Genomic DNA, 13,557 nt, shown 5'->3' on the forward strand with positions numbered 1-13,557 from the left:
TTTTATATCGGAAACTAATAAAACGTATTCTTACGGAAAGGAGCTTTGAAGATAAGCATCCGTTTAAAAGAAGAAGTTGTGGAATCTTGAAATTTTATTGCATATGTTGAATAATCTTATTAGTGCTGATGCTGGATTGATATGGCAATTACTCTGCGAAAGGGGTATGATGACAATTGATGATATAGAAAAAATAACAGGTTACAGACAGATGTATGTATATCTCACCCTTGGCTGGCTTTCGAGAGAAGATAAAATACATTATCTGGAAAAGGATGATAATCTGTATGTTGAATTAAACAAATGAACGCGATTTCAGTACAGAATATAAATAAAAAGTACCTCAATGTTCACGCTCTGAACAATATCAGTTTCGATGTGGAGCAAGGTGAGATATACGGTATTATCGGCCCCGACGGAGCAGGTAAGACTAGTCTTTTTCGCATACTTACCACATTACTTCTGGCTGATAGCGGTACAGCTACAGTCGATGGGCTTGATGTCGTCGGTGATTATAAGGAGATACGCAAACGAATCGGCTATATGCCGGGCAGATTTTCACTTTATCAGGATTTGACAGTAGAAGAGAATCTCGAATTCTTTGCTACCGTATTCAATACGACCATTCAGGAAAACTATCATCTGATAAAAGATATTTACCAGCAGATAGAACCATTCAAAAACAGGAGAGCCGGTAAGTTATCGGGAGGTATGAAACAAAAGCTGGCACTAAGTTGCGCCCTTATACATAAACCCTCCGTATTATTTCTCGACGAGCCTACAACCGGAGTAGATCCGGTTTCTCGAAAGGAATTCTGGGAGATGCTCAGAAAACTGAAAGAACAGAATATCACCATTCTTGTATCTACTCCTTATATGGACGAAGCTACGCTTTGCGACCGTATTGCACTTATTCAGCAAGGCAGTTTTTTGCAGGTAGATACACCGCAAAATATTATAGACCGGTTTTCCGAACCGTTATGGTCGGTAAAGAGTGATCAGATGTATCGGTTGTTAAAGGATTTACGGCAATACGATATGGTGAAAAGCTGCTTCACATTTGGGGAAACACATCATATCACAGTCAGTGGTAATCTGAATATAGCCGAACTGAAAACCTATCTTGCTGATATGCAACATAAGAGTATAGAAATACATGCTATTCAGGCAACGATAGAAGATTGCTACATGCAATTGGCTCAAAATAACGAATAATGACAGAAAAAGTAATACAGACGGAAAATCTCACAAAGAAATTCGGCGATTTCACGGCCGTAGATAATATTTCTTTCAGTGTAGATAAAGGTGAGATATTCGGATTTTTGGGAGCAAACGGAGCCGGGAAAACAACTGCGATGCGCATGCTCTGCGGATTGAGCTATCCAACTTCGGGAAAAGGCATGGTTGCCGGGTTCGATATTGCCAGGCAGCAGGAAAATGTAAAGAGGAATATAGGCTATATGAGCCAGAAATTTTCTTTATATGAAGACTTGAAGGTGTGGGAGAATATGCGACTGTTTGGAGGAATATATGGGATGAGAGACAAACAGATAGCTGCCAAAACCGACGAGATACTTACCGAACTGGGTTTTATAAATGAACGTAATACGCTTGTAAAAGAACTACCCCTCGGCTGGAAACAGAAACTGGCTTTCTCGGTCTCTATCTTTCACGAACCTAAGATCGTTTTTCTCGATGAACCTACCGGAGGTGTCGATCCTGCCACACGCCGGCAATTCTGGGAACTGATATATCAGGCATCGGACAGAGGTATCACCGTATTTGTCACTACTCACTATATGGATGAAGCTGAATATTGCCACAGGGTATCTATTATGGTCGATGGTAAGATAGAGGCTTTGGATACTCCTCACAATCTTCGCCATCAGTTCAATGCGGATAGTATGGACGGAGTATTTCAGCAATTGGCGAGGAAAGCACAAAGGGGGGATAACTAATAACTTTCAACTATTATGAAACAATTCATAAGCTTCGTCAAAAAAGAATTCTTCCACATATTTCGCGACAGGCGTACCATGCTTATTCTTCTTGGCATACCTATCGTGCAGATTATCCTTTTTGGCTTTGCCATCACTACCGAAGTGAAAAATACTCAGATTGCGATATTCGATCCATCAAAAGATATTTCTACGCAGCGTATCACGGAACAATTGCAGGCCAGCGAATACTTTACCGTTGCAGAAGTCTTGAATAACCCTGATGATATAGATAGAGTATTCAAAGAAGGGAAGGCAAATCTGGTAGTCGTCTTCGGAGAGAATTTCAGCGATAACCTGCTTCATACGGGGGAAGCATCCGTACAGCTTATAACCGATGCCACCGACCCTAACCAGGCCAGTATGCTGTCCGGTTACGCGGCCAGTATTATATCTTCGTATCAGCAGGAACTGATGCGGGAATACCAGCTCCCTTTCCGGATTATACCTGAAATAAGAATGCTGTATAACCCTCAGCTTAAAAGTGCCTATAACTTCGTCCCGGGAGTAATGGGACTTATATTGATGCTAATATGCGCCATGATGACATCCATAGCCATTGTACGCGAGAAGGAACTGGGAACAATGGAAATATTATTGGCATCACCTGTTAAGCCTATATATATTATTCTGGCAAAAATGGTTCCGTATTTCACCCTATCTTTTGTCAATCTGTCCACGATACTCCTTTTGTCGGTCTTTGTATTACAGGTCCCTGTTGCGGGCAGCCTGTTCTGGTTGACAATTGTTTCGGTCATTTTTATTATGGTGGCATTGGCTCTGGGGCTTCTTGTCTCTACGATTGTGGATACACAGGTCGCCGCCATGCTGGTTTCGGGTATGGGCTTTATGATGCCGGTGATGCTACTTTCGGGAATGATATTTCCTGTAGAAAGTATGCCTGTAGCTCTTCAATGGTTTTCGGACATCATACCTGCGAAATGGTATATATCGGCTGTAAGGAAACTGATGATAGAAGGTGTTAGTGTCATATTTGTATGGAAAGAGATGACAATACTGTTGATAATGGCAATATTCCTGATCATGATAAGTTTAAAGAAGTTCAAAACAAGGCTCACTTAATAAGCTGTTGGCTTTTATAGCCATCAGCTGTTGGAAAATACAGGAAAAAGGCTATAGGCTAATGTCTGACAGCTAAAAGCGAATAATATGATAAAGTTTCTTATCGAGAAAGAATTCAAGCAGATTCTGAGGAATAAATTCCTTCCGAAATTGATAATGGTCTGGCCTGTAATGATGATGCTTGTTATGCCTTGGGCGGCGAATCAGGAGATAAAAGATATCAGCCTGAGTGTTGTCGACAATGACCATAGCTCTTATTCGGAACGTCTTGTGAATAAAATAACATTTTCCGGGTATTTTATTCTGACTGATGTTTCTGCGTCGAATAATAAAGCCTTGGAGAGTATAGAATCCGGTAAAGCGGATATTATACTGGAAATACAACCTGGATTTGAAAGGGACCTCGTAAGGGACGGGACTGCCAATGTAATGATTTCGGCAAATGCTGTGAATGGCGTCAAAGGAGGGCTGAGTTCGTCCTATATGACTTCTATTCTTAATGACTTCGGGAGTGAAATACGGGGTGAATGGGTAAACGCAGGCACAAAGACAATTCTGCCGGTAATCAATATAGTACCTCAGAATAAGTTCAATCCGCATCTGGATTACAAAGTGTTCATGGTGCCGGCACTGATGGTTATGTTACTCACTCTACTTGCAGGATTCCTTCCTGCCCTGAACATAGTCGGTGAAAAAGAGGCCGGAACTATCGAACAGATGAATGTGACACCTGTAAACAAGTTTACTTTTATTCTCGCAAAATTGATCCCATACTGGATTATCGGAGGTATTGTCTTGACGGTTTGTTTTCTGCTTTCCGCTTTTGTGTATGGGTTGACTCCTTCGGGAAGCCTTCTCTCTATCGGCCTCTTTGCAGGTGTTTACACGCTTGTAGTTTCGGGATTGGGACTGGTTATCTCAAATTATTCGAATACAACGCAACAGGCCATGTTTGTGATGTTCTTTTTCCTTATCGTACTGATTTTGATGAGTGGTATGTTTACTCCCATAAACAGTATGCCGGAGTGGGCAAAAATCATTACGATGGCTAATCCTTTGAGATATTTTATAGAAGTCATGCGTATGGTATTCCTGAAAGGGAGCGCATTGGCAGATATGACAAGGCATATGGTTGTCCTCATCGGATTTGCATTATTCTTTAATATATGGGCGGTAATCAGCTATAAGAAAACCAATTGAATCAAAAAAAAATCCTCTGATTTTCACATTGATAGAAACAAGAAAGGACACTTTTTCAGGTGTCCTTTCTTTATATTCTGAGATAAGAATTATCTATTTTTCTAACTCATTCAGGTTTTCATCAATGGCCTCTATCTTCTTCACAAGCAAGTCCATCTCATTTTTCAGATTCTCTATCTTATGAGTAATGTCTTTCAATAGTCCTCCGCCACCTTTAGATGAAACAGAAAGGAAATTCATATTATTCTCATAAGTTTGAAGATCTGTTTTCACCTTATTATACTGGTGCATCAGATGATCCCTTTCCTTGTATAATACCCGTTTGGGATTATCTTGTTTTGACATATCCTTCATATTCGACTTGAATGCTTCGAAACGGCGTTCGGTTTTATCCACTTTCAAGCGGTCGTAATGGGCATCTACGGCCTGATGAAACTCTTTATAAATCCTATCTTTTTCTTTAAACGGAACGAATCCTATTTTATGGAATTCATCAGCTAAAGAACGCACCTGGGCGATTGCTTCCGATGCTTCCAAAGATTGGTCTATATTGTTTATCTTCTCTATGACTTCTTTCTTTGCTGTGAGATTTTCAAGTTCTTCACCTTTTTGTGAAGATTCGTTCTTCTTTTTCTGTTCGAAGAAATAATCGCAGGCAGTGACAAACTCTTTCCAGATAGCATCCGAATATTTACGTGGAACCGGACCGATGGTTTTCCACTCTTTCTGTATACCTATGAGTTTATCTGCTGTAGATTTCCATTCGGTGCTGTCTTTCAGCATTTTTGCCTGTTCGCATAAAGAACGTTTTTTCTCGAGGTTGATATCCATCTCGTCCCTCACCCCTCTGAAAAATTCGCTTTTACGTTCGAAGAATGTATCGCACAATGCCCTGAACTCTTCAAATATCTGTGTGTTCACCTTTTTAGGCACAAACCCAATGGTTTTCCATTTAGCCTGCAACTCAATTACTTCCTTGCTTTTTTCATCCCAATCTTTGAATGAATTAAGCGTAGAATAATCAATTGTCTTGAGGGTTTCGCAAATAGCTGTCTTCTCGGCCAGATTCTCTTCTTCTTTTCCTTTCAAAGACTCGAAATGTGTCTGGTATTTTTTATTTATTGCCGTAGATGCATCTTTGAAGCGCGTCCATGTCTCTTCTCTGAGTTCTCTTGCTACAGGGCCTATCTCGCGCCATTGCTGATGGAAGTTTTGAAGCTGATGGAATGCTGATACGGCATCTGCGTCCTCCATCAGTTTTTCTACGGCTTCAATAATGGACGTTTTCAGTTCCAGATTTTTTTTGAAATCATAATCGCGGAACTCGTTGTTTATCTTTATCAGGTCATAGAATTTCTCTGTGTAAATCTGATATGATTTCCATAGTTCTTTCACCTTGGCCTGAGGAACCAACGCTATATCGTTCCATTGCTGTTGTAAGTCTTTGAATTCTTTATACAACTTGTTAAAGTCGTCTGAACTTTCAGTCAGATTCTTTATCGAATCTATTATCTGGATCTTCTTATTATAGTTTTCTTCTTTAAGTCTTTCTTCGGCAATAGCATTACTTGCCCGCTTTTCCTTTATCTCGTTTAGGAAAGTTTTCACCACATCTTCACTGGGATCGGGTGTAGGCGTGAAAGCTTCAGCGTCATTGCCGTCTTCCAGAAATGCGGCTTTCTCTGCTTCTACACTCGCCGAACGAAGTTTATAATATGCCTGTTTCAGGCTTTCCACATCTGTACGCGAAGGTAATTCGGATTGTGATGCAAGATTTTTTAAATTTTCTATTATCTCATCCTTTGTTAAAGATGCATGCTTTGCCACAGGAGCCTCTGTTGCCTCTGGTTGCTCTGTGTCGTCTTCCGACTCGTCTTTTTCTGCCGCAGTAGTTGATTCTTCCGGTTCTGCCGCAGTTTCAGCTTTAGCTTCTGCTTCAGGAACTTCAGGAACGGCATCTTCTATAGGTTCAGTAGTATCCGGAGCTACAGTTTCTTCTACAGTTTCAGCATCTTTCGCTGGCTCTGGTTTTTCAACTGGCTCTATATCTTTTACTGGCTCTATATTTTCAGCCGGGGATTCTTTTTCAGCAGATATATTCTCCACCGCTTCAACATTTGCTTCTACCGGCTTTGTTTCTTCGGCTTTGTTCTCGTCAGAAGAGTCTCCCACAGGCAATTTGGGCTCTAGGTTCTCGTTCATATAGTTAGTTTTTAATGGATGTAGGTAATACCTTATGTTTTTCGCACGGCAAATTAATCATTTTTTTTTGTCATATCAACTATTAATATAAAGTTTTTTAACTAACGTAGCTAAAATAGGGTATTATCATCTATCTTTCTCCTGCTCTTTTCGTTTTTCTTCGGCTTGTTTTTCCTTTTCTTTACGCTCTGCTTCGCGGGCTTTTTCCTTTTCATCACGTTCTTTTTCACGTTGACGAAGACGTTCTTTTTGCTGGCGTTCTTTTTCTTTACGTTCTTCTTCGCGGGCTTTCTCTTTGTCTTTGCGTTCTCTTTCCTGTTGCCGTTGCCGTTCTTCCTGCTGCCGGATACGTTCTTTACGCTCGTTCTCTTTCTGCTTGCGCTCGTCCTCTCTTGCCTTAATCGCAGCGCGTTCTGCATCTTTCTTCTGCTGTTGCTCCAGTTGTATTTGTTGCTGGCGTTGCTTTTCTACAGCTTTTATGGAATCCTGGGCTGCCTTTTCTGCTTTGGCTATAGCATCAGCCTTAATTTTCTCAATCTTGCCGATAGAATCCTGTCTGGCTTTTTCTATTGCTTTCAGTTCCTTCTGGCGTTGTTTCTCCTGGCGTTGCTGCTCTTTCAGCTCCGCTTTTTCTTCCTTGGTCAGATTTTCTTTGTTTTTATATTTACCGAACAAGTTTTTGATGCCATCCACCGGATTATTTACAATATCTTCGACAGATTCTATTACATCATTTACTTTTCCGGCTTTCTCCAATTGTTCTTTAGTAAGCAGGTCGTCAGCATTTATTTGTTTATCATTGACAGGTTGTTCTGGTTGTTTGACAACTTCATCATCCTTCTTTATAATTTCCTCTTCTTTTTCCGGTTGGGTGATATCATCTGGCAATTCCGGTAATGTTACATTGGATTCATCAGTAGCCGGTTGTACTGTCAGACTGTCAATTATCCCCTTATTGTTCCAATATGCGACCAATTGAGGCAATTGTTTTTCATAATGTTCTGAGAAGAATATCATATATTGATCCAGTCCCAGCCGGGGAAGCATATTTGTATAATTATCGACCGAGATTGGTAGCGCCAGTATAGAAGTATCCATTTTATGCATCAGCCCTTCTTCGCCAAAGGCCTTATTCATATACGACCTGATATTGGCAAACGATTCGAATCCCTTTACCTGCAAAATATCGTATGGTGGCTCGGTGTCGAAATTCAGGTCGAATGTTTGAATCACGTAATTGGAGAAATTATAATCAGCTACCTGATAGAGTAATTCATTCCGGTCTATAGTATTTGATTTATACATCAGTAACAACAAATACTCTGTGTTCAAACTGTCACTATAAGCCAATGTTTTTCCGTTTTGGCCAACCATTGCACTGTCTCCCAGATACGCTTTGCTCCAATCGAACTCTGTAATAGGTGTGCCGTCGGCCAGAATGATGCGGCCCTCTTTTATCCTTTCCAGGATTTCTGTAGCCAGTGGAGTAACGTCCGCTTTCGGATATTTTTGTACTACTTCGGTCAGATTATCACCCAATGCTTTTATATCGCGGGTCTGAGCATAAGATAAGGCGTTCAGGAAAGCAAATTTGGGCATCATATCCGTAAACGGATATTTTGCCCTCATAGCCTGATAATTATTTCTCACAATCTGTACATCGGCCTTACTATAAGCATCATAGGCTTCATTATACAACGAATCCTGCAGGAGTGGCATATGCCTGAAATTCCATTCAAAATCAGGTTCGGACAACGGTGTCGCATATTGCCCCTGAGGGAATTCGGTCAGTAATTTATTCCTGTACACAGCCAGCATATCCTGATCGCCGAGCCGCATGTATATCAGTAACAACTGGTAATATATTTCTTCCAGATTAGGCGTGGCAGGAAAACGGCTTATGTCCGTATTAAAGGTCTCTATAGCCAGAGGCATGTCTTCGAGCTTGTCTTTGTATATTTTTCCCATGTTGAACAGGGCATTCTCGATCAGTTCGTCAGCTTCTTTTACAGCCTCCTCGGTAAGCGGTAATTGTTGTAAGTAGTATTCCACGGAATATTTGTCTTCTATAGCGCCCTTCTCCCCTGAAACCGCCGTATCTTCCGGTACTGAGCCCGTCTTGCCTATACTTATAGAGTCTGATCGGTTTATTTCATCCAACTTATCCAAAGGAGATATACCCGATTTACTCCGCCTGCGCCAGTCGTCTTCCAGTTTGCGGTTTCCCCATTGCTTCTGAAAAGCCACTTTTCCCTGGGATACAGTTTGCTCGTTATAGAAATAGAATTGAGTATCCGACCCTTGCAGACCTGCCGTTCCCGGCTGAAATACCTGATTTTGCGGGATGTTATTGGATAAGCTTGTTTCCAGTTGGTCCCAACTGGAGATCCGGCTCTCTTGTTCTTCTACCCGCTTCTGCCTTTCCTCTTTTTGCAGGCGCTCTTCTTCCTCTTTTTTTAGTTCGTCTATCTTTTTATGAATGATCTCCAAACGTTGTTCTTCGGGAAGGCTCGCCAAATGCAGCAAACTATCCTGTTCGTAAACAACGATGGCATGCACAACCAATTCGTCCAGAACACCGGAACGAAAGGCGACACGCGGATAATTCATATCTGATTTTTTCAATTGAGGTAAAGCTTCGGAATAACAGGGCTGGGCCGGAATAAAATTCCTCCTGTTGAAATAGATGTCTCCAAGCGCTACCTGTGCCATAGCTTTATCGTATCCGTTGCGGACACTTTCTTTTATCGCGGTGCGGTAATTTTCTATAGCCATAGCCGTATCTTGCTGTTGCAGGTATATGTTCCCGATGGTATTGTATACCTGATCTTTGTAATCCTTGTTCTTCGAATTTTTAGCCATACTCCTGAGGGAAGAGATCACGTCGGATGTTTTTCTGGACGCATTGAGTTGTAATTCCTGCAATTTGGCGTTAAATGTAAACTTATAAGGAGTATTCATCCCGTATACATTCGAGAAAGCCTTAGCGGCGGCGGTTTTATCTCCCGTTTCGATATGTAATTGTCCCAGCAGATATTTTAAGCGGAGTTTTTGATTCTTATCCTTTTCTTTCTTTATAGCATATTCCAGATGAGGAACAGCTTCCGCGTATTCTTTATTTCTTACCAGATAATTTGCCTTTACAGCCGAATACAGTGCTTTCTGGCTTTCGGGAGCACCTCCCGCAATTTCCATCTTATACAATATATTGCCGGCCTCGTACATCCATCCCATCTCTGTGTAGGCCCTGCTGATCCACAATTGGCATTCGGCTACAATATCGGGATCAGAACTGTATATCTTTGTGATATACATGAAAGTGGTTATCGCCCGCAGGTAATTGGCTTCATAAAATTCGGCCTTAGCCAGCAGGAGCCATACCTGATCCATAAAAGGGGTATATTCTTTTTGCTGAAGCCATGCCTGGTATTTTTCGTCATTCCTGCGTTTAGGGTCGCGGCGGGGTTTTGCTTTTATGGAGTGCAACTTTATAGCCTTCGTCGTTTTGTCTATGGTAGTTGTAAAACTTCCGCCGGGAGCCTGCATAGAGGCAGAGTCCGAATTGTCGGGGAAAATATACAGCATTTGCGAAAAGTTATCTTCCTGACCCTGACTTCTGGCCTTTAGGGTTTCCTTATACGCTTCGTTCGCATTGAAATGGATATTATAACGGGTATTTACGGAATGGTAAAAGCGTGTCAAAGCGGTGTTCTTCTGGTTAGAACACGATACTAATAAGAACACTAACAGTACACTTAGTCCAAGACATAGTGTACATACCGTTTTGTTTTGTGACACGTATAATTCGACGGCTGATTATTACATATAATAAAACACAAAAATAAACAATTTATTGTTTGGTCTGTACTTTTCAGTAAACAGATAGTAAGGAACAGTGAACTGTGAATAGCGAGCGGTTAGCAGTAAACAACTTGTATTACTCAGCTTGTAACTATTTATGGAAAAGACGAGCAGTTTACAACAATGTTATGGATAGATATCCCTTTTGTCATTCTCTCCATGTTTCTCGTTTCAGGGCGCCGTTTCAGGAGCGTTACCCATACCCGGTGCGGGCTATCGTATATCAGGCTTTCAGCCTAAAATAACCCTGAAAGGGTTACATATTTCAACCCAACGGTAACGCCTTGGGTATAAATAATGATCTTCGGTAAACGCCCTGTAAGAGCAGTATATAAACTTTTGCCATTACTGTCACTTTTCTTTTACAGATTTATCTATATAATAGCTGACAGCTTTTAGTTCTTTGAAGTATTGATTAAAGCAGTTACGAGTTACTTCGCCCTAGGGCAGTTACAAGTAAAAGAGACACGAGATACAAGTAGACGAGATACGACGAGTTACGAGCTGTAGACTAATGACTGCTATGTTGACTGTTTACTGACATATCTGTTACCTTTGTTACCTTTTAACAGTTACAAGTTTACCTCGCCTTCGCTTCGGCGAATGTTATTTCTTCGCCCTAGGGCAGTTACGAGTTACGAGGAAAAAAAATTAGCTCCGCTGACCGTTGGTTCTTAATTTTTCATTCTTAATTCTTAATTGCTTTCCGTGTTACCTTTGTTACCTTTTGCGTTTTAGCGTCTCTACGCGAAATACTGTTTACTGCTAACTGTTTACTGTTAACTGTTAATTGATTCTCCCGGCTGATAGCCGATATCAGTGAAAAAACTTAAAGGCAAATAGAATTTTTTTAACATGTTACTATATTTAGCATGACAAAAATGATAATTTCCTCAAAACATTTCACTAATTTTGGAAATGTCGCCTCAAAATGAGGCTATTTTGGTAAAAGGTATAATAATATTAACCATGTAAAACATTTTTAGCCATGAGAACTTACCAAACACAAGAAATCAAGAACATAGCTATTCTTGGTAGTTCGGGAGCGGGCAAAACCACTCTCGCCGAAGCCATGCTCTACGAAGCGGGTGTCATAAAACGCAGAGGAAGTGTAAAGGACGGAAATACAGTCTCGGACTATTTCCCCGTGGAAAAAGAATACGGATATTCCGTTTTTTCCAGCATTTTCTCTGTGGAATGGATGAATAGAAAACTTAACTTTATTGATTGTCCGGGATCAGATGACTTTGTGGGAAATGTCGTTACCTCGTTAAATGTGACAGATACAGCGCTGATGGTGCTGAACGCCCAGTATGGAATGGAAGTGGGCACTATAAACCAATTGAGATATACTCAAAAATTTAAGAAACCGGTGATCTTTATTGTTAACCAATTAGATCATCCAAAGGCAGACTTTGATAATGTGGTTTCCCAACTTAAAGCCGATTATGGCGAAAAGGCAGTGTTAATACAATATCCGATCAATTGCGGGGAAGGTTTTAATGCTGTTGTCGATGTTTTGAAATTTAAAATGTTCCGATGGAAACCTGAAGGTGGTGTTCCTGAGGTTCTCGATATACCTGCCGAAGAATTGGATAAGGCAACCGAATTGCAGCAAAAACTGATAGAGGCAGCTGCGGAAAACGAAGAGTCCCTGATGGAGAAATTCTTTGAACAAGGGACGCTGACTGAAGACGAAATGCGTATGGGTATCCGTTGGGGGTTGGTGAACAGGGATTTGTTCCCGGTATTCTGCGTATCTGCCGAAAAAGATATGTGTGTGCGCCGTACAATGGAATTCCTTGGTAATGTGGTGCCTTACGTACGCGACCAGCCTGCGCCTGTGAATACCGAAGGGGTAGAAGTGAAGCCGGATTCGGAGGCGCCTACCAGCCTTTTCTTCTTTAAGACAATGGTTGAGCCGCATGTGGGAGAAGTTTCTTACTTTAAGGTAATGAGCGGTAAGGTGCATGAAGGGGACGACCTGATAAATGCCGACAGAGGTTCGAAAGAACGTATCGGCCAGATTTTCTGTCCCGCCGGACAGCAGCGTTCAAAAATAGAAGAACTGGTGGCAGGAGATATCGGTGCGGCAGTGAAACTAAAAGATGTGCGTACAGGGAATACCCTGAATGCAAAAGGCGCGGATAATAAGTTTAACTTTATAAAATATCCGGACCCTAAATACCGTCGTGCTATAAAGGCCGAAAATGAGAAGGATACGGAAAAGATGAACGAGGCGTTGCAGCGTATGCATGAGGAAGATCCTACATGGGTAATCGAAAACTCGAAAGAGCTGAAGCAACTTATCGTATCCGGGCAAGGTGAATTTCACCTGAAAACATTGAAATGGAGGATCGAAAACAATGATAAGATAGCTATTGTTTATTCCGAACCTAAGATTCCGTATCGTGAAACCATAACGAAGGCTGCACGCGCGGATTACCGCCACAAGAAGCAGTCGGGAGGTGCCGGACAGTTTGGAGAAGTACATCTGGTTGTAGAGCCGTATACAGAAGGAATGCCATTGCCGGATACGTATAAGTTTAACGGACAGGAGTTTAAGGTGCAGTCACGCGATGTGCAAACTTATGAACTCGATTGGGGTGGCAAGCTTGTCTTTGTCAGCAGTATTGTCGGAGGTGCTATCGATGCACGCTTCCTGCCGGCTATATTGAAAGGGGTGATGTCGCGTCTGGAACAAGGCCCTCTTACAGGCTCGTATGCGCGTGATGTCCGTGTGGTTGTTTATGATGGAAAGATGCACCCGGTAGACTCCAATGAAATCTCATTTATGCTTGCGGGACGTAACGCGTTTAGCGAAGCGTTTAGGAACGCGGGCCCGAAAATCCTGGAACCGATCTATGATGTGACAGTAACTGTTCCATCGGATAGGATGGGGGATGTGATGGGAGACCTCCAGAATCGCCGTGCCATGATTATGGGAATGGAAAGCGACAAGGGTATAGAGATACTGAATGCCAAAGTGCCGTTGAAAGAAATGGCTAACTATTCTATTTCGCTTAGTTCACTGACCGGAGGCCGTGCTTCGTTTACTATGAAGTTTGCGAGTTATGAGCTTGTACCGTCCGATGTTCAGGACAAGTTATTGAAAGAGTACGAGGCAAGTCAGAAAGAGGAAGATTGATTAATCTGATATAATAAAGAAGAAAAGAGTACCAATACGGCAGGAGTGGTCGGAAGAAATATCTTC

Annotated in this window: 7 protein-coding genes and 1 pseudogene; 6 read left to right on the forward strand and 2 right to left on the reverse strand. The window is 41.6% G+C overall.

The features are described from left to right. The first annotated feature begins 103 nt into the window (after positions 1 to 103). The 5 genes and pseudogenes from ACYQ3L_RS26595 to ACYQ3L_RS26615 all read left to right on the forward strand — a co-directional run bounded on the left by ACYQ3L_RS26595 (position 104) and on the right by ACYQ3L_RS26615 (position 4,280). Positions 104 to 307, forward strand: a complete 204-nt coding sequence (locus ACYQ3L_RS26595) for a winged helix-turn-helix domain-containing protein (RefSeq protein ID WP_379996964.1) — start codon at positions 104 to 106, stop codon at positions 305 to 307. After that, positions 304 to 1,215 (forward strand): ABC transporter ATP-binding protein, encoded by a 912-nt coding sequence (locus ACYQ3L_RS26600; protein WP_379996966.1) that lies wholly within the window; start codon positions 304 to 306, stop codon positions 1,213 to 1,215. The genes ACYQ3L_RS26595 and ACYQ3L_RS26600 overlap by 4 nt, the downstream gene beginning before the upstream one ends. Positions 1,216 to 1,229: 14 nt before the next feature. Continuing rightward, positions 1,230 to 1,958: pseudogene (locus ACYQ3L_RS26605) on the forward strand (ABC transporter ATP-binding protein); the annotation flags it as partial. Between the two features lie 15 nt (positions 1,959 to 1,973). After that, a complete protein-coding gene (locus ACYQ3L_RS26610) occupies positions 1,974 to 3,080 on the forward strand; it encodes an ABC transporter permease (RefSeq protein ID WP_379996970.1) in 1,107 nt (368 codons plus the stop codon). 87 nt (positions 3,081 to 3,167) lie between these two features. Further along, on the forward strand, positions 3,168 to 4,280 hold the full coding sequence (locus ACYQ3L_RS26615) for an ABC transporter permease (protein WP_379996972.1): 1,113 nt from the start codon (positions 3,168 to 3,170) through the stop codon (positions 4,278 to 4,280). A gap of 93 nt (positions 4,281 to 4,373) precedes the next feature. Here ACYQ3L_RS26615 and ACYQ3L_RS26620 read toward each other — a convergent pair whose 3' ends face one another. After that, positions 4,374 to 6,482, reverse strand: a complete 2,109-nt coding sequence (locus tag ACYQ3L_RS26620; protein ID WP_379996974.1) for a DUF349 domain-containing protein — start codon at positions 6,480 to 6,482, stop codon at positions 4,374 to 4,376. Positions 6,483 to 6,608: 126 nt separating this feature from the next. Next, positions 6,609 to 10,226, reverse strand: coding sequence for a type IX secretion system periplasmic lipoprotein PorW/SprE (gene porW, locus ACYQ3L_RS26625; protein WP_379996976.1), 3,618 nt, complete (start codon positions 10,224 to 10,226; stop codon positions 6,609 to 6,611). 1,105 nt (positions 10,227 to 11,331) lie between these two features. Here porW and ACYQ3L_RS26630 point away from each other — a divergent pair. After that, positions 11,332 to 13,491 (forward strand): elongation factor G, encoded by a 2,160-nt coding sequence (locus ACYQ3L_RS26630; protein ID WP_379996978.1) that lies wholly within the window; start codon positions 11,332 to 11,334, stop codon positions 13,489 to 13,491. Positions 13,492 to 13,557 lie beyond the last annotated feature (66 nt).

It is taken from the genome of Dysgonomonas termitidis (assembly GCF_054657735.1).

Bases quoted from the DNA above. Each gene is read 5' to 3' on its own strand.
- ACYQ3L_RS26620 (WP_379996974.1), bottom strand. From the start codon at position 6,482: ATGAACGAGAACCTAGAGCCCAAATTGCCTGTGGGAGACTCTTCTGAC.
- ACYQ3L_RS26595 (WP_379996964.1), top strand. From the start codon at position 104: ATGTTGAATAATCTTATTAGTGCTGATGCTGGATTGATATGGCAATTA.
- ACYQ3L_RS26630 (WP_379996978.1), top strand. From the start codon at position 11,332: ATGAGAACTTACCAAACACAAGAAATCAAGAACATAGCTATTCTTGGT.
- ACYQ3L_RS26615 (WP_379996972.1), top strand. From the start codon at position 3,168: ATGATAAAGTTTCTTATCGAGAAAGAATTCAAGCAGATTCTGAGGAAT.
- ACYQ3L_RS26610 (WP_379996970.1), top strand. From the start codon at position 1,974: ATGAAACAATTCATAAGCTTCGTCAAAAAAGAATTCTTCCACATATTT.
- ACYQ3L_RS26600 (WP_379996966.1), top strand. From the start codon at position 304: ATGAACGCGATTTCAGTACAGAATATAAATAAAAAGTACCTCAATGTT.